General features: G+C 73.9%; 14 protein-coding genes. 6 read left to right on the top strand and 8 right to left on the bottom strand.

The window, feature by feature from the left end; translation table 11 throughout:
- Positions 1 to 9: 9 nt before the first annotated feature.
- Positions 10 to 915, top strand: coding sequence for a phosphatidylinositol-specific phospholipase C/glycerophosphodiester phosphodiesterase family protein (locus AB0E24_RS17195; protein ID WP_359377854.1), 906 nt, complete (start codon positions 10 to 12; stop codon positions 913 to 915).
- Between the two features lie 106 nt (positions 916 to 1021).
- The gene (locus AB0E24_RS17190) at positions 1022 to 1510 is read left to right on the top strand and encodes a GNAT family N-acetyltransferase (RefSeq protein ID WP_359377851.1); all 489 of its coding nucleotides are present in this window, start codon (positions 1022 to 1024) and stop codon (positions 1508 to 1510) included.
- Here AB0E24_RS17190 and AB0E24_RS17185 read toward each other — a convergent pair.
- Both AB0E24_RS17185 and xylB read right to left on the bottom strand, forming a co-directional pair.
- Entirely contained in the window at positions 1491 to 2756 is a 1266-nt protein-coding gene (locus AB0E24_RS17185) for an ROK family transcriptional regulator (protein WP_079152780.1), read from the bottom strand. The genes AB0E24_RS17190 and AB0E24_RS17185 overlap by 20 nt on opposite strands.
- 130 nt (positions 2757 to 2886) lie before the next feature.
- Positions 2887 to 4344 (bottom strand): xylulokinase, encoded by a 1458-nt coding sequence (gene xylB / locus AB0E24_RS17180; RefSeq protein ID WP_359377848.1) that lies wholly within the window; start codon positions 4342 to 4344, stop codon positions 2887 to 2889.
- Positions 4345 to 4461: 117 nt separating this feature from the next.
- Here xylB and xylA point away from each other — a divergent pair, with 117 nt between their 5' ends.
- The gene (gene xylA, locus AB0E24_RS17175) at positions 4462 to 5634 is read left to right on the top strand and encodes a xylose isomerase (protein WP_069860714.1); all 1173 of its coding nucleotides are present in this window, start codon (positions 4462 to 4464) and stop codon (positions 5632 to 5634) included.
- 172 nt (positions 5635 to 5806) lie between these two features.
- Here xylA and AB0E24_RS17170 read toward each other — a convergent pair whose 3' ends face one another.
- From AB0E24_RS17170 to AB0E24_RS17160, 3 genes are all read right to left on the bottom strand, one after another.
- Positions 5807 to 6907 carry a pectinesterase family protein gene (locus AB0E24_RS17170; RefSeq protein ID WP_359377844.1) on the bottom strand — a complete coding sequence of 367 codons (1101 nt, stop codon included), beginning with the start codon at positions 6905 to 6907 and terminating at the stop codon, positions 5807 to 5809.
- Between the two features lie 520 nt (positions 6908 to 7427).
- Positions 7428 to 8801 carry an SWIM zinc finger family protein gene (locus tag AB0E24_RS17165; protein ID WP_359377842.1) on the bottom strand — a complete coding sequence of 458 codons (1374 nt, stop codon included), beginning with the start codon at positions 8799 to 8801 and terminating at the stop codon, positions 7428 to 7430.
- Positions 8798 to 11719, bottom strand: a complete 2922-nt coding sequence (locus tag AB0E24_RS17160; protein WP_359377838.1) for an SCO1167/SCO6262 family helicase — start codon at positions 11717 to 11719, stop codon at positions 8798 to 8800. The genes AB0E24_RS17165 and AB0E24_RS17160 overlap by 4 nt, the downstream gene beginning before the upstream one ends.
- Before the next feature lie 142 nt (positions 11720 to 11861).
- On the opposite strand from AB0E24_RS17160, the gene AB0E24_RS17155 reads away from it, so the two are divergent.
- Positions 11862 to 12044, top strand: a complete 183-nt coding sequence (locus AB0E24_RS17155) for a tail-anchor membrane protein (RefSeq protein ID WP_069860718.1) — start codon at positions 11862 to 11864, stop codon at positions 12042 to 12044.
- 320 nt (positions 12045 to 12364) lie between these two features.
- Here the strand turns inward: AB0E24_RS17155 and AB0E24_RS17150 are convergent, their stop codons facing one another.
- The 3 genes from AB0E24_RS17150 to AB0E24_RS17140 all read right to left on the bottom strand — a co-directional run bounded on the left by AB0E24_RS17150 (position 12365) and on the right by AB0E24_RS17140 (position 14388).
- Positions 12365 to 13162: a hypothetical protein gene (locus AB0E24_RS17150; protein WP_079260182.1), complete on the bottom strand. Its 798-nt coding sequence runs from the start codon at positions 13160 to 13162 to the stop codon at positions 12365 to 12367.
- A gap of 102 nt (positions 13163 to 13264) precedes the next feature.
- The gene (locus AB0E24_RS46000; protein ID WP_383137612.1) at positions 13265 to 13444 is read right to left on the bottom strand and encodes a hypothetical protein; all 180 of its coding nucleotides are present in this window, start codon (positions 13442 to 13444) and stop codon (positions 13265 to 13267) included.
- Between the two features lie 296 nt (positions 13445 to 13740).
- Entirely contained in the window at positions 13741 to 14388 is a 648-nt protein-coding gene (locus AB0E24_RS17140; RefSeq protein ID WP_359377834.1) for a class I SAM-dependent methyltransferase, read from the bottom strand.
- Between the two features lie 243 nt (positions 14389 to 14631).
- On the opposite strand from AB0E24_RS17140, the gene AB0E24_RS17135 reads away from it, so the two are divergent.
- Together AB0E24_RS17135 and AB0E24_RS17130 are read left to right on the top strand one after the other, a co-directional pair.
- A complete protein-coding gene (locus AB0E24_RS17135) occupies positions 14632 to 15150 on the top strand; it encodes a roadblock/LC7 domain-containing protein (protein ID WP_359377832.1) in 519 nt (172 codons plus the stop codon).
- Positions 15119 to 16312, top strand: a complete 1194-nt coding sequence (locus AB0E24_RS17130; RefSeq protein WP_069860720.1) for an alcohol dehydrogenase catalytic domain-containing protein — start codon at positions 15119 to 15121, stop codon at positions 16310 to 16312. The genes AB0E24_RS17135 and AB0E24_RS17130 overlap by 32 nt, the downstream gene beginning before the upstream one ends.
- Positions 16313 to 16315 lie beyond the last annotated feature (3 nt).

Raw genomic sequence — 16315 nt, 5'->3', positions numbered from 1 at the left:
GGAGGCCCCATGGTCCGCCGTACACGCCGTGCCTTTGTCGTCGCCCTCGGAGCCGCTCTCGCGGGCGGCGCGGCCGCGCCCGCGTTCGCCAGCACATCCGTATCGCTCGGCGACACCTCCGCCTCGCGGGATGTCGCGAAGGACGGCTCGAAGCCGAAGCGTCCGCTGGCCAGAGCTCATGCCCACAACGACTACGAGCACCCCCGCCCGCTCCTCGACGCGCTCTCCCACGGCTTCGGCAGCGTCGAGGCCGACATCTGGCTGGTGGACGGCCAGTTGCTGGTCGCGCACGACGCCACCGATCTCGACCCCACCCGCACCCTGGAGTCGCTCTACCTCGACCCGCTGGCCCGGCGGGTGAAGGCCAACGGCGGCCGGGTCTATCGCGGTTACGACCTGTCGCTGCAACTGCTGATCGACATCAAGACCGCCGGGGAGCCCACCTACCTGGAGCTGACCAAGCGGCTGCGCCGCTACGGCCCCCTGTTCAGCGCCGCCTACGGCGGGGTCGGCGGCCGGGTGCGCCGCGGCCCGGTGACGGCCGTCATCTCCGGCGACCGCGGCGCGCGGCCCCCCATGGAGGCCGAGAAGGTGCGCCATGCTTTCTACGACGGGCGTCTGGAGGATCTGGGGTCGGGTGTGCCGGCCTCGTTCATCCCGCTCATCAGCGCCGACTGGACCAAGAGCTTCACCTGGACGGGGGCCGGTCCGATACCGCGGGCGGAGCGCGAGACGCTGCACCGCCTCGTCGCCTCCGCACACGACGCCCGGCAGACCGTGCGTTTCTGGGCCACCCCGGACGTGGCCGGACCGGAGCGCGACGCCCTGTGGCGTGAGCTCCTGGCCGCCGACGTGGACTACCTCAACACCGACGACCTGGCGGGGCTGGAGGCGTTCCTGCGCGCGGCCCGCTGACGCCGCGCGGGGCGGTGGTCGGGCGGCGATCGGGCGGTGGTCGGGGGCGGCGGGGCGCGGGGAAAACCGCTGGCGTGCCGCCGCCCCGACCGCCAAGCTGGCCCGCATGCTCATCAGGACCGCCACCGCCGAGGACTGGCCCGCCATCTGGGCCTTCCTGCGCCGAGTCGTCGCCGCAGGCGAGACCTACAGCTACCCCCGCGACCTGGGCGAGGACCAGGCCCGCGACATCTGGATGCTCGAGCCCCCGAGCCGTACCGTCGTCGCCACCGACCCCGACGGCACGGTCCTCGGCTCGGCCAAGATGAACCCCAACCACATGGGGCCCGCCGCGCATATCGCGGGGGCCAGTTTCATGGTGGCCCCCGAGCACGGCGGGCGCGGTGTGGGCCGGGCCCTGGGCGAGCATGCCCTGGAGTGGGCGCGCGCCGAGGGCTACACGGCGATGCAGTTCAACGCCGTGGTGGAGAGCAACACCCGGGCGGTGGCCCTGTGGCGCTCACTCGGCTTCGAGGTCATCGGCACCGTCCCCAAGGGCTTCGACCACCCCACGAAGGGCTATGTGGGGCTGCACATCATGCATCGCTTCCTCTGATCCCGGGCGGCTCCCCGGCCCCGGCGGGGTCCCTGAACCCCGCCGGATCGTCGAGGACCGCCTGCACCACCGAGTTGGCCGCGCCCAGCAGCGGACCGTCCGGGCCGAGCCGGGAGACCGTCACCGCCCCGCTGCCCGGACGGGCCGGGTCGGCCACCCGGCGGCCCAACTCCCGCTCCAGGGCGGGCAGCAGCCAGGGCGCCAGCGGGGTCAGCGCGCCGCCGAGCACCACCTTCTCCGGGTCCAGGAGGTTCACCGCGCCCGCGAGGGCGATCCCGAGCGCCGCGCCCGCGTCGCGCAGCGCACGCCGCGTGGGCTGATCGCCGATCGCCGCCCGCACGGCCAGCACGGCGATACGGCCGCCGGGGCCCGGGTGCTCGGCCGCGGCCTCCTCGGGGGACAGCCCGCTCGCCCGCAGCACCGCCTCCTCGCCCGCGTACTGCTCCAGACAGCCGCGGCCGCCGCAGGCGCACTCGGGCCCCTCTGGGCGCACCGGCACATGGCCCAGCTCGCCCGCGAAACCATGGGTGCCGCGCAGCAGCTGCCCGTCGAGCACGACCGCGGCGCCGATGCCGATCTCGGCCGAGACATGCATGAAGTCCTGGGGCGCCGGGTCATGGCCGCCCCGCCACAGCTCGGCGAGCGCGCCCAGATTCGCCTCGTTGTCGACGGTCACCGGCAGACCGGGCAGCGCCGCGCGCAGCTCGGGGCCGATGTCCACCCCCTCCCAGCCCAGGTTGGGGGCGCGCACGACCAGCGACGAGTCCCGTGCCACCAGACCAGGCACCGCCACCGCGAGCCCCACCGGCCGCAGCCCGCCCAGCTCCGCCTCCGCCGCGACCTGCCGGACCAGGGCGGAGAGCTGGGTGAGCACCGGGGCCGGCGCACAGTCACGGTTCGCCGACGCGGCCTCCGTACGGGCCCGCACCCGCCCGGCGAGGTCCACCGCGCACACCGCGAGATGGTCCACCCCGATCTCCGCGCCCAGCCCGGCCGGACCGTGCTCGTTGAGCTGCAAGGCGCTGCCGGGGCGGCCGACCGTGCCGGGCCGGGAGGGGCCCAGCTCGACCAGCAGCCCGTCCCGGATCAGCTCGTCGACGAGTGTGGAGACGGCGGCCCGGGTGAGCCCCACCCGGGCCGCCACCGACGCACGGGACAGCGGGCCGTGGGCGGCCACGGCGTGCAGCACGAGGGAGAGATTGCGCCGTCGCATCGCCTGCTGGGTGTTGGGCAGTGGCGCTGCCACCTGAATTCGCCGCCTCTCGTCCGATCGGCCGATCCGCTCATTGTGCCGGGCCGGTACGACACCGGGCGGCTGGTACGACATCGGTGCGGCCGGTACGACACGGATGCGCCCGGCCGCCGCCGTACGGCGCTCAGGAGTGGCGGAGCAGGCCGTCCGCGCTCGCCAGCACCTGGGAGAGCCGCTCCAGCGCCGCCTCGTCGCGGGACACCGGACCGTAGGACGGCCCTTCGGCGGTCGACCAGCGCCGTGCCACCGCCGCCGGGTCCTCGCCCAGCGCCAGTCCCGCGGCCTGCGCGGCGGCGCCGAGGGCGACCAGTTCCTCGGCCCGGGGCACCCGCACCGGGCGTCCGCTCAGCCGCCGGACCGTCTCCCGCCACGCCGTGCCCTTGGCGCCGCCGCCGATGAGCAGCAGCGGGGCGTCGGGCGCCGCGTCCGCGTCCAGTACCTGGTCCAGCGCGGTGAGCAGGGCGAAGACGGCGCCGTCGTAGGCGGCCTGGAGCACCTGCCCCGGGGTGGTGTCGTGGCGCAGACCGTGCAGCAGCCCCGAGGCGTGCGGCAGATGGGGGGTGCGCTCGCCGTCCAGGAACGGCAGCAGCACGGCCGAGCCGCCCGGCTCCACCGCCTCGCGGTCGCGGCCCAGCAGCGTCGCGATCCGGTCGACCGCGAGCGTGCAGTTGAGGGTGCACGCCAGCGGCAGCCAGGCGTCGCGCGTGTCGGCGAACCCCGCGACCACCCCGGTGGGGTCGGTGGGCCGGTGGGCCGAGACCGCGTAGACGGTGCCGGAGGTGCCCAGGCTGAGCACCGGCTGCCCCGGGCGCAGGCCGAGCCCCAGGGCGGCCGCCATGTTGTCGCCCGTGCCGGTGGCCACCAGGGCGCCGGTGGGCAGCGGCAGGTCGGGCAGCTCCCGTACGGTCCCGGCGGCCTCGCCGTGGCGCAGCACACGCGGCAGCAGCTCGGGGGAGAGCCCGACCCGGTCCAGGATCTCCTCGTCGTAGGACTCGGTGCCCGAGGCCCACCAGCCGGTGCCCGAGGCGTCGCCGCGGTCGGTGGTGCCGTAGCCGGTGAGCCGCTCGGTGAGGTAGTCGTGGGGGAGCCGGACGGCCGCGGTGGCCCGGGCCGCCTCAGGCTCGTTCTCCATGAGCCAGGCCCATTTGGTGACGGTGAAGGCGGGCGCGGGCACGCTGCCCACTCGCTCCGCCCATGCCTTCGGGCCGCCCAGCTCCTCGATGAGCCGGTCGCGCTGCGGCGCGGAGCGCACATCGTTCCACAGCAGGGCGGGCCGCACCGAGCGGCCCGCGGCGTCCAGGGTGACCAGGCCGTGCTGCTGGCCGCCCACGGAGATCGCGGCCGCCTCCCGGGCCGGGGTCCCGCATTGGCGCAGCGCCTCGGTCAGCGCCTCCCACCACTGCTCGGGGACGGACTCCTTACCGGTGCCGTCGCTGCCGCCGCCGACGGTGTGCGGGGCCTGCCCGCGGGCGACGACCTCGCCGGTCGCGGAGTCGACGACGAGCGCCTTGGTCGATTGCGTGGAGCTGTCCACGCCGACGACGAGTGGTCCTTGTGGCACGGGTACGGCTGCTGCTGCCATCTCGCGCTCTCCCTTGCGTCCATGGGTCGTGCGGTGTGCGGGTGAAACAGGGCTTCCCCCGAATGCTCGCGCATACTAATTTGTAAAGTGCCATGACGAAATAGGCGAGGAGCCGCCATGAGCTACAACCCCACCCCCGAGGACAGGTTCACCTTCGGACTGTGGACCGTCGGCTGGCAGGGCCGGGACCCGTTCGGGGACGCCACCCGCCCCGCGCTCGACCCCGTGGAGTCCGTGACCCGGCTCGCCGAGCTCGGCGCGCACGGCGTCACCTTCCACGACGATGACCTCATCCCCTTCGGGGCCTCCGAGACCGAGCGCGAATCGCATATCAAGCGCTTCCGCCAGGCCCTGGACGCCACCGGTATGCGCGTGCCCATGGCCACCACCAACCTCTTCACCCATCCGGTCTTCAAGGACGGCGGCTTCACCGCCAACGACCGCGATGTGCGCCGCTACGCGCTGCGCAAGACCATGCGCAACATCGACCTCGCCGCCGAGCTGGGCGCCCAGACCTATGTGGCCTGGGGCGGCCGCGAGGGCGCGGAGTCCGGCGGCGCCAAGGACGTGCGCGCCGCGCTCGACCGGATGAAGGAGGCGTTCGACCTGCTCGGCGCCTATGTCACCGAGCAGGGCTACGATCTGCGCTTCGCCATCGAGCCCAAGCCCAACGAGCCGCGCGGCGACATCCTGCTGCCGACCGTCGGCCACGCCCTGGCCTTCATCGAGCGGCTGGAGCGGCCCGAGCTGTATGGGGTCAACCCGGAGGTCGGCCACGAGCAGATGGCCGGGCTGAACTTCCCGCACGGCATCGCGCAGGCGCTGTGGGCGGGCAAGCTCTTCCATATCGACCTCAACGGCCAGAACGGCATCAAGTACGACCAGGACCTGCGGTTCGGCGCCGGCGATCTACGGGCCGCCTTCTGGCTGGTCGACCTGCTGGAGACCGGTGGCTACGAGGGTCCGCGCCACTTCGACTTCAAGCCCCCGCGCACCGAGGACATCTCGGGCGTCTGGGCCTCGGCGGCGGGCTGCATGCGCAACTACCTCATCCTCAAGGAGCGCGCGGCCGCCTTCCGCGCCGACCCCGAGGTCCAGGAGGCGCTGCGCGCCTCGCGCCTGGACCAGCTGGGTCGGCCGACCCTCGACGAGGGCGAGACCCCGGCGGCGCTGCTCGCGGACCGCACCGCCTTCGAGGACTTCGACGTCGAGGCGGCCGCGGAGCGCGGTATGGCCTTCGAGCGCCTCGACCAGCTCGCCATGGACCATCTGCTCGCCGCGCGCGGCTGACCGAAGTCCGGCCGTCGGTCCCGCCCCCCGACGGGGCCGACGGCCGGGGCTCAGCGGCTCCGGACTCCGGGTCCCGGCCGCCCGGGGCTCCGGCTCCCGGGAGGTCAGGACTCCGGCTCCGGCCGCCCAGGGCTTCAGCCCCCGGCTCATCAAGGCTCCGGCTCCTGGCCGCTCAGGACGACGGCTGCCAGCCACCGAGCCAGTCGGCGATCTCGTAGTCCGCGGCCTGGGCGTCGGTCAGCTGCGGCCGGTCGGTGCTCGCCGCACCGGAACCGGCGCCGGTGTTCTTGTACTCCGCGAAGCGGTCATCCTTCCAGGAGAAACCGCTCATGTCCGTCCATGGCGTGGTCTTGATCGCCGCTGACAGATCCGTATTGCGAACGATCGCCTGCGGATCGAGGCTGGCGTCGCCGCCCGCGTGCCAGGGACGGCCGAGGTAGCACGACCGGCTGCTGACATCCCCGGTGATGTTGCTGTTGATGAACAGGAACCCCTTCTTCCCGGCGGCCGTGGAGGGCGCCGCGACATAGCTGCCGGAACTGCCGTCGTAGCGCTTGACGAGCCGGATCGCCGACTTGTCGATGACGGCGGAGGCACGGCCGAAGATGAAGTCGACGTTCCCCTGGATCCAGGCGTTGTTGATGTATACCCGGCCGACCTTGTCCTTGCCCGCCGAGTCGAGCAGCAGGGTGTCCTGGTCCCCGACCGCCCCGATGTTGTCCAGGACGATCCGGTCGCCCGCGGTGTGCAGCGCGACCGCCTGCTTGTCGGTGATGCCGCTGTCGGCCTCGTTGAAGTCGTTCACGAATTGCAGGTTGCGGGCCTGGAAGTCATCGGCCTCGACGGCCACGGTCGCGCTGCCGCTGGTGCCGTAGGTGCCGCCGCCCGGCTTGGGGGTGCCGGAGGCGTTGTTGTAGACGATGGTCACGTCGTTCTTGCCGCTCGTGGTGCCCGCCAGCCGGATATGCGGCTTGTCGGCGGGGACCTTCACCGTCTCGCGGTAGGTGCCGGGCTTGATGGAGATGGTGACGGTGGACGGGTTGTTCGCCGGTACCGCGTCGACGGCCGCCTGCACGGTGGTGTAGTTCCCGCTGCCGTCCTTGGCCACCACGAGGGTGGCCGCCGCGGCCGTGGGCGTGGCGGCATGGGCCCGGCCTCCGTCGCCGGGCCAGTCGGCGGCCGGGGCGGCGGCGAGCCCGACACCGGTGGCCAGGGCCAGGGAGCCGATGAGCGGAGCGGGGCGCCGCCGGGGGCGACGTGGGCTGAGGGTCATGGTCGGTGACTCCGTCCCGTGGAGGCGTGCCGAGCGATTGACGCCTTACGGTCTCCACGGCTGGGTCAAAGGTTGCCGCCCGGCGGCCTTCACCGAAGCTGGATCTCCCGGCTCGTCCGCCGTCGCCGCCGCGTGAGAGGCCGGAAGAGGTACGGCCGAGGCGAACCCGCGGCCCTGACCCCGCTCCTCCCTCACGGGCGGTCCCGCGTTGTCCTTACGGCGGCCCTGCATTGTCCTCACGGCGGTCCTTCGCTGTCCTCACGGCGGTCCCGCGCACGGCGGCCCTGCGCCGTCCTCACGGCGGTCCTGCGTTGCCCTTACGGCGGTCCCGCGCTGTCCTTACGGCGGTCCCGCGCTGTCCTTACGGCGGTCCTTCGCTGTCCTCACGGCGATCCCGCGTTGACCTTACGGCTGGGCCCGCTCCTTACGGCTGGGCCCGCTTCCTACGGGCGGCGCCGGGTCGTTCCTCCTCGCCCGTGGCCGGTGGCAGAGGGGACGCCGCCACCGGCCGTGCGCCGCGTCAGCTCTCCGGGCCGGGCATCGCCAGCGCCCCCGCCGGGTCGTGTCCGGCCGGGCCCGCCGGCCACCAGCGGCCACGTTCCCTGCGGTACGGCCACCAGCGGCCGTCGCGGCCGTAGCGCACCTGGAGATCGGTGCCCACCACCGTCCAGCGGTTCCCGGTGGCGCGCAGCCGGGGCGCCTGTTCGTCCTCCTCCCAGGCGGCCACGAGCTGGGCGCGGGCCCGCGCGAGGGCCTCCGTGTCCGGCGTCCACTCGTCCTCCAGGACGGTGAGCGCGGCGGCCCCGCCGTGCTCCCAGGCCCGGACGGCGCGCGCCAGATCGGTGCGGTCGCGCCCGCAGCCCGCCGCGAGCCGCGAGGCGATCGGGGCCGGGGGACCGGCGGCGGTCAGCCGCACCGTGTCCTCCCACACCGTCAGCGCGGCCGGGACCGGGGTGGTGGCGTGGCCTGGCGCGAGCGCCTCGGCCAGCAGTCGCTGGGCGCGTACGGCGGCGTCCGCCGCCAGGAACTCCAGCGCGGCGACGTCCAGCCCCTCGGCCGGGTCCGTGCTGCCCGCCAGCGCCGGGGGACGGCCGGGCGCGGCGACGGCGGGCGGGGGCGCGGGCAGCGGCGGCGGACCGGGCGCGGCGAACGCCTCCCGCGCCGGTACGCCCTCGGGAACCGGGGGAGCGGCGTCCTCCACCGTTCTCGGGAGGTGCCGGGCGGCCCGCGCCGCGCTGCGCACCTGGAGCTCGTCCAGCAGCTCCCGCTCCCCGCGGCCACGCATCAGGAGGAGCACATACGGGTCCTCGTCCAGCAGCCGGGCGAGCTGGTAGCAGAGCGCGGCGGTGTGCGTGCAGTGGTCCCACGCCTCACAGCCGCACTCCGGCTCCAGATCGCCGATCCCCGGCAGCAGTTCGACGCCCACGGCTGCGGCGTCCTCGGCGAGCTGCGGGGGCATGTCGCGGTCCAGAAGGGCGGCGATATGGCCGGAGCGGTCCACGACGACCTCCAGCAGCCGCTCCCACTCCGCCCCGGTGAACTCGCGCAGCAGCACATCGGACCGGTAGGGCGTGCGGTCGCGGTCCCGCACCACGGCGGTGATCCGGCCCGGACGTACGCACACCGCGCCCACCGCTCCCTCGCGCGCCTGCTTACGGCCGCGCCTCAGCTGCTCCCCGTCCAGCGCCGTGTCCTCCAGGGCCTTCAGCCACTCCTGGCCCCACCAGGTGTGGGCGAAGCCGCGGCCGCGGGCGGGCGGCAGGGCGGCGAAGGTGCGCTCGGGACGCGCGCCGTCGCCGGCGGCCCGGTCGGCGGTGCGGCCGTCGTCGGAGCCGGGGTCTCCGGGGGCGTCGTCCCCGTACGGTTCGTGGTCGACGTACTCGGCACGGCTCATCGTTCGCTCCCCCTCAGCTCCACGAGCTCCGCCAGTTCGGCATCGGTCAGTTCGGTCAGCGCGCCCTCGCCGGAGCCGAGCACGGCGTCCGCCAGCTCCCGCTTGCGCGTCAGCATCGCGGCGATACGGTCCTCCACGGTCCCCTCCGCGATGATGCGATGGACCTGCACCGGCTGGGTCTGGCCGATGCGGTACGCGCGGTCGGTGGCCTGCGCCTCGACGGCCGGGTTCCACCAGCGGTCGTAGTGCACGACATGCCCGGCCCGGGTGAGGTTGAGCCCTGTACCCGCCGCCTTCAGGGACAGCAGGAACACCGGGACCTCGCCGTCCTGGAAGCGCCGCACCATCTCCTCGCGCCGCGCCACCGGCGTACCGCCGTGCAGCAGTTGGGCCGGCACCCCGCGCGCGGCCAGATGGCCCTCGAGGATGCGCGCCATCCGGACGTACTGCGTGAAGACCAGGACGGCGGCGCCCTCGGCCAGGATGGTGTCCAGCAGCTCGTCGAGCAGCTCCAGCTTGCCGGAGCGCCCGGGGATCACCGGCCGGTCCTCCTTCAGGTACTGCGCCGGGTGGTTGCAGATCTGCTTCAGACCGGTGAGGAGCTTGACGATGAGCCCGCGCCGGGCGAGACCGCCGGTGCCCGAGATCTCGGCGAGGATCTCGCGCACCACCGCCTCGTAGAGCCCGGCCTGCTCCTTGGTGAGCACCACCGCCCGGTCCGTCTCGGTCTTCGGCGGCAGCTCGGGGGCGATTCCGGGGTCGGACTTGCGGCGCCGGAGCAGGAAGGGGCGGACCAGTTTCGCCAGCCGCGCGGCGGCATCGGGGTCGCTTCCGCTCTCCACCGCCTGGGCGTAGCGCGTGCGGAACGCCCCATGGGTGCCCAGCACTCCCGGAGTGGTCCAGTCGAGGATCGCCCACAGCTCGGAGAGGTTGTTCTCGATGGGGGTCCCGGAGAGCGCCACGCGGGCCTTCGCACCGATGGTGCGCAGCTGCCTCGCCGTCGCCGAGAACGGGTTCTTCACATGCTGCGCCTCGTCCGCGACCACCATGCCCCACGGCCCGGCCTCGGCCAGCCGCTGTGCGTCGAGCCGCATCGTGCCGTAGGTGGTGAGGACGAACTCGCCGTCCGCGAGGCCGTCCAGGCTGCGCGCGGTGCCGTGGTAGCGGCGCACCGGGGTGCCCGGCGCGAACCGCTCGATCTCACGCCGCCAATTGCCCATCAGGGAGGTGGGGCAGACCACCAGCGTGGGCCCGGAGGCTTCGGGGACGTCCATACGGTGCAGATGGAGGGCGATCAGGGTGATGGTCTTGCCGAGCCCCATGTCGTCGGCGAGACAGCCGCCGAGGCCGATCGAGGTCATACGGACCAGCCAGTCCAGGCCGCGCAGCTGGTAGTCGCGCAGTGTGGCGGCCAGAGCGGCGGGCTGGGGCACGGGCGGCCGCCCGGCGCCACCGGTCCCCTCGGGGTCGGCGAGCTGGTCCCGCAGGGCCTCCAGCCAGCCGGTGGGCCGCACCTCCACATCGGTGCCATCCGCCTCCGTGCGACCGGTAAGGATGGCACCGAGGGCGGCGGCAGGAGTGAGCTTGCGGTCATGACGCTCCCGGGCGCGGCGCGCCGCCTCGGGGTCGAGGAGGACCCATTGGTCGCGCAGCCGCACCACCGGCCGGCTGGCCTCGGCGAGCCGGTCGAGCTCGGCGCGGGTGAGCTCCTGGTCGCCCACGGCGAACCGCCAGCTGAAGCGCAGCAGCGCGTCGGCGGAGAGAAAGGCGGGGAACCGGGGCCCGGTGTCGTCCTGGGCCTCGTCGTCGTCCGGGCCGATGACGGCGCGGGCGGTGAGCCCGCGGGCCAGCTCCCTGGGCCAGTGCACCTGGACCCCGGCGGCGTCCAGCGCCCCGGCCGCCGGGCCGAGCAGCTCGGCCACCTCCTCGTCGGTGAGGTCGAGGGCGTCGGGCACGGCGGCCGACAGCAGCGGGGCGAGCGGCGCCCAGGCGCGGACCGCGCGCCGCAGGGTCAGCAGCGCGTCCATACGGGCGCGCGGTCCGAGGGCCGGGGCGATGGGCGAGGTGCCCGCCCAGACGTCGGCGGCGTCCGCGACCAGCGCCGGGTCGGTGAGGCTGTGCAGCTGGAGTACGGCACGGAAGCTCGGCCCGTCCGCCTTACCGTCCCCACCGCCGCCGTACAGCAGCTCGATACGGACCGAGAGCCGCACCCCCGCGTCGTGCCCGGCGGCCACGTCGGCGGCCCAGGCGCGCTGTTCTGGCAGCCGCCGTGGCGCGGGGGCGGCGAAGGCGGGGCCGCCCGCGGCCAGCGCCGCGGCGGGCGAGCGCGGCAGCCCGTCCGCCACGGCGTCCAGGAACGCGCGCAGCTGCCGCTCGGGCTCGGGCAGCAGCACCGGGCCGGAGGCGGGCATCGGGGTCGCGTGCGCGGTGGGCGGCATGGCGGCGGCCAGCTCGCGCACCCGCGTCAGATCGTCGGGGGTGAGCGGGCCGACGCGCCAGGCGTCGTGGTCGGTGGCGGTGAGCCCGGGCAGCAGCCTTCCGCGGGCCGCGAGTTGGAGGGCGAGTACGGCGGCGGCGCCCCAGAAGGCCGTGGCGGGGTCGCACTGCCCGGGCCCTGCCTGTGCGGCCCGCGCCCGGGCCCGGGTGAGCACCGGCAGCGCCTCGGCCAGGGGGAGCACGAGCGCTCGTACGGTACGTGTGTCGATGTCGGCGGGGGCGGGGCCGCCGTCGGGATCGTCCACCGGGACGACGACCGTCAGCTCCTCGACGGAGCCGGTGGCGGGGCCGGAAGGGGGCCCGCCGTCCGGCCGCCAGAAGGCGATGCGGCCGGTGCGTGCCGGGTCGCCGGGAAGGAAGACCGCGGTACAGCGGCAGAGTTCGGCGATGTCGGAGGGTGTTGCCGCGGAGGGTGGTGTCACAGCGCTGAGCGTTCCTCAAATTTGACTAGTCAAGGCCGGGCCGCCCGAGGGTACAGGATGACGGCGGGAGGAGGAACCGGGTGCCGTCGGTGTCCGTTGTGTGAAGTGAGTGCGGCTCTGGGCCGTGAAGGAGGCGGGTGATATGTCCACACGCGCGAAGGTCGCCACCGGTGGTGTGGTGGCGGGTGTGATCCTGCTGTGGTTGCTGCCCTTCTGGGCGGCGGTGCTGGTGATGGTGGGAGTGCCGGCGGCGGCCTATCTGCTGCTGGACCCCTCTCAGCGCCGCAAGCTGCGCAGGGTCTCCCGTAAGCAGCTGGGGCGCTGAAGCGGCCTGCGTCGAGCACGGCAGCCGCAGGAGGCGGCCGGCCGGGCTCGGGGCCACGGGCGGCACGCACCCGGGAGTGACCGTGCAGTACCGATCGCGGACCGCTCGCGACCCCGTTCGGGGCCCGGCCGGCTTGGGGGAGGAGTCATGCCCCTGAGGCCCGGGGCGGCGTCCGGGGGGCCGGACGGAGAGGGCCGTGGCGACCGCATGGGCGGCGCGCCATGCGCTCGGAGACCGGCGGGAGCGGGCCTTGCGCTCGTCCCTGCCGTCCCGCCGCCCTGACCGGCCCGGACGGCGGGAGGGCGCCCGGGTCCGGCGTCTCAGAGGGGGCGCACGGCCAGTTTGTCCAGGGCCATCAGCAGGTCCGGCAGCTCGGGGCCGCGACCGACCGGCAGCACCTCGCCCGGCGCGTCGTCCAGCAGCACGAACGCGATGTCATCGGTCCGGGCCACCATGCTCCAGCCCGGTCCGTCGGCCCGGAGCGTCCGCGCGTCACCGGAGGCGAACGCCGAGCGGATCCGCCCCAGCGGAGGGGGCGAGTCCAGATAGCCGCGCACCTCTTCGAGCACCCGCCGCACGCCCCCGTGCGGCTTCTCGCCCGGAGCCACGAACGTCACCTCGCTGTCGACCTGCTCACGCCAGATCGCCCACTGGAGCGCGATCTCATCGGCGCCCAGCCGCCGCTGCGCCGGACCCCACCGCTCGGAGTTCGGCGGCGACAGCGGCGCCCGGGAGATGTCCTCCCCCAGCTCGGGGTCGGGAGCGGGGTCATGGGGAGCCGGTATGCCCGGGGCGGCCACGGCCACCGCGAGCGGCCAGCCGGGAAGGGAGGCGATCACCGTACGGTCGTCGATGGCCAGGGCGTACTCCATGCCGCAGTCCCAGGTCGCGATGGCGGTGGCCACGAGCGACACATCGTCGGTGACCACCGTCCAGCGGGCGCCGCCGCCGTCCTGGCCCAGCACCAGGCCGTAGCCGGTCTCGTACGGCTCCAGCCCGAGCGCGGTACATGCCTCGGGATAGTCGTCGCCGAGCACGCTCGGGAACTGAGCGGGTGTCAGCAGCACCGCGGTCAGCACATACAGTGCCTCGTCGCCTGACTCCTCCGTGGCGGGCACGACAGCCTCCTCTTGCGCATGTGGATCCGAAGAGCGATCCGTCGTCGCGCACCTTAACCACCCGGTAGCCATGGAGTCGAGACATCGGGCGGCGGTCGCTCCTCAGTCGTCGTTCGCCGCCCGGAGCGTGTCCGGTGTGCGGAGCGGCCAGGGCAGTTCGGCCCGGCTGGTGGCTCGGGCGATGGTGAGGATGCCGCGGCGGAAGGGGTCCTCCACCTCCTCGGCCCGCAGCGGGCGGTCGCCCTCGGAGAAAAAGCTGGACGGCTGCGGCGGGAAGGCCATCCTGCGTTCCAGCAGCTCCGCGCGCCCTCGACGGTCAGCGTGAGGACGTGCCGGGGAGCGGCCCCCGTGCGTGCCCGGCTGGGTCCGGCGGACCGGCCTTCTCCAGCCGCTTGATCGCCGGGTGGAGGGTGCTCTCGGCCACGGGTTTCACATGTCCGGTCAGCGCGGCGACGCGTTCGCGCAACTCGCCGATGCATTGTCGGTGTCGAGGAGCTCGCCGGCCACGAGGAGCTGACGGCGGCCGTGGCGAGGGTCCGTACCGTGCCCGGAGTGGGGCACAACGTGATGTCGAACGATCAGCTCCGATCGGCCCTTCCGCCCGCCTGATCGGTTTCGCGGACCGCCAGCGCCAGGAAGCGCGTGTCCTCGTCGGCGTACGACTCCAGACGCCAGCCCGCGCCCGCGAGCAACGGCCGTAGTCGGGACTCCGCCCGCAGGTCGTCAGGGGTGAGGGCGCGGCCGTGGCGCGCGGCGAGAGCGGCCCGCCCCACCGGGTGGAACAGCGCGAGCCGACCGCCGGGGCGTACCACCCGGGCCAGTTCGCGCAGGTTCGCGCCGGGATCCGACAGATGGGAGATCAGCCCGGCGGCGAACACCGCGTCGAGGCAGTTGTCGCGCAGCGGCAGCCGCGCCACATCGGCGAGGGCGAGGCCCGCGAAGCCGTCCCGGCCCTCGCGTACGGCGGCGTCCAGCATCGCCGGTGTGAGATCCACGCCGAGGACGGTCCCCTCGGGGCCGACCGCCGCACGCAGCGCGGGCAGCGCGCGCCCCGTTCCGCACCCCGCGTCGAGTACCGCGCCCCCGGGGCGCGGCCCGAGGTCGGCTACGGCGGCGGCGTAGGCGGGGCCGTCGTCCGGAAAGCGGCTGTCCCAGTCGGCCGCCCGTGGGGTGAAGAAGTCCCTCACATCGGCCGCGCTGTTTCCGCGGGAGGGCTCATGGGGCACGGGAACTCCTCGGGACACCTTGGGTACGACGGTGAGGCGATGCGATGAGCAAGCAGCCTACGCCCGTCGCATCGAGGGCAGATTCGAACGCCGATCGATCGCTCTGGCATCTGACTCTGTCATTTTTCAACAGGTTCCGTAATGCGCCCCGAATACGTGCCTCCGCCAGGGCTAGCGTCCCTGGCCAGGGGGATACCTGGAGCGCCGCACGGCGCGGCGCATCCCGACCGAGGGAGACCGCCCATGACCAAGCCCCGCAGCAGCGCCGCACGCTCCATGGCCGATCTCGACCGGGTCCTGGGCGATCTGGTGGCCGGGACCGGAGGCGTACGCCATGCCGTGGTGCTCTCCCGGGACGGGGCGACCGTCAGCGCGTCCGGTGGGCTCTCCCGCCAGGAGGCCGAGCACCTGGCGGCCGTCGCCTCCGGATTCCATGGCATAGCCGCGAACGCGGGGCGGCGGGGGCGCGGTGGCTCATCCCGGCGGACGATGATCGAGATGGCGGCGGGCACCCTCTTCGTCGCGGCCCTGGCGGACGGCACGTGCCTGGCCGTGCTGGGCGCCCCGGGCGCCGAACCGGCCGTGGTCGCCGAGGCGACATCCCGGCTCGTGGACCTGGTGAACCGGCGGCGCGGCCCATGGTCCCGCCGGCGGTTCGGCCGTATCCGCCGGGGTACCCGGAACGGTTCGCGGAAGACCATGCCGACGACTACGGCGAAGGGATGCGGCGATGCGAGCGGTGACCTGGCAGGGCCGACATGATGTGCGGGTGGAGACGGTGCCCGACCCCATCATCAAGGAGCCGACGGACGCGATCGTCCGGATCACCACCACGGGTCTGTGCGGTTCCGATCTGCATCTGTACGAGGTGCTCACGCCCTTCATGACCCCGGGGCACATCCTCGGCCACGAGCCGATGGGCATCGTGGAGGAGACCGGTCCTGAGGTGACGCGCCTCAGTCCCGGCGATCGCGTGGTGGTTCCGTTCCAGATCGCCTGTGGACACTGCTGGATGTGCCGTTCGGGTCTGCCGACGCAGTGCGAGACCACCCAGGTCATCGAGCACGGCACGGGGGCGGAGCTCTTCGGCTACACCACGCTCTACGGCGCGGTGGCCGGTGCCCAGGCGGAGTATCTGCGGGTGCCGCAGGCCCAGTACGGCCCGATCAAGGTGCCCGAAGGCGTTCAGGACGACCGCTATGTCTATCTGTCCGATGTGCTGCCCACGGCATGGCAGGCGGTCGAGTACGCGGCGGTGCCGCGCGGTGGCACGCTCGCGGTCCTCGGGCTGGGCCCCGTCGGGATCATGTCCTGCCGGGTCGCGAAGGTCCGGGGAGCGGCCGACCGGATCATCGGCGTGGACCTCGTCCCCGAACGGCTGCGCCGGGCGCGCGCCGACGGCGTCGAGGTCTACGACCTGAACGACTTCTCCCAGCAGGAGGACCTGGTCGACGCGATTCGCTCGACCACCGGCGGCCGTGGACCGGACGCGGTCATCGACGCGGTGGGAACGGAGGCCCATGGCAGCCCGCTGGGCCGGACCGCCCAGCGGGCCACGGGCTTCCTCCCCCGGGAGTGGGCCGCCAAGCTCACGGAGAAGGCCGGGGTCGACCGGCTGGCGGCGCTGCGGCTGGCCATCGCGCTGGTCCGGCGCGGTGGCACGATCTCCCTCAGCGGGCTGTATGGCGGCATGGCCGATCCGCTGCCGCTGATGACCATGTTCGACAAGCAGATCCAGCTGCGGATGGGCCAGGCGAACGTACGGCGCTGGGCCGACGACATCCTCCCGCTGCTGACGGACGACGACCCGCTGGGCGTCGACGGGTTCGCCACCCACCGCATGCCGCTGGAGGAGGCACCCCGCGCCTATGAGATGTTCCAGCGCAAGGAGGACGGTGCGATAAAGATCCTCATGCGCCCGTAAACG

Source organism: Streptomyces malaysiensis subsp. malaysiensis (assembly GCF_040653035.1).
Classification (GTDB): domain Bacteria; phylum Actinomycetota; class Actinomycetes; order Streptomycetales; family Streptomycetaceae; genus Streptomyces; species Streptomyces malaysiensis.
This window is presented reverse-complemented; position numbering and strand designations above follow the sequence as displayed.

Coding starts and splice junctions, on each gene's coding strand:
- AB0E24_RS17155 (WP_069860718.1), top strand. CDS start 11,862: ATGTCCACACGCGCGAAGGTCGCCACCGGTGGTGTGGTGGCGGGTGTG.
- AB0E24_RS17135 (WP_359377832.1), top strand. CDS start 14,632: ATGACCAAGCCCCGCAGCAGCGCCGCACGCTCCATGGCCGATCTCGAC.
- AB0E24_RS17195 (WP_359377854.1), top strand. CDS start 10: ATGGTCCGCCGTACACGCCGTGCCTTTGTCGTCGCCCTCGGAGCCGCT.
- AB0E24_RS46000 (WP_383137612.1), bottom strand. CDS start 13,444: ATGGCCTTCCCGCCGCAGCCGTCCAGCTTTTTCTCCGAGGGCGACCGC.
- xylA (WP_069860714.1), top strand. CDS start 4,462: ATGAGCTACAACCCCACCCCCGAGGACAGGTTCACCTTCGGACTGTGG.
- AB0E24_RS17165 (WP_359377842.1), bottom strand. CDS start 8,801: ATGAGCCGTGCCGAGTACGTCGACCACGAACCGTACGGGGACGACGCC.
- AB0E24_RS17170 (WP_359377844.1), bottom strand. CDS start 6,907: ATGACCCTCAGCCCACGTCGCCCCCGGCGGCGCCCCGCTCCGCTCATC.
- AB0E24_RS17130 (WP_069860720.1), top strand. CDS start 15,119: ATGCGAGCGGTGACCTGGCAGGGCCGACATGATGTGCGGGTGGAGACG.
- AB0E24_RS17190 (WP_359377851.1), top strand. CDS start 1,022: ATGCTCATCAGGACCGCCACCGCCGAGGACTGGCCCGCCATCTGGGCC.
- xylB (WP_359377848.1), bottom strand. CDS start 4,344: ATGGCAGCAGCAGCCGTACCCGTGCCACAAGGACCACTCGTCGTCGGC.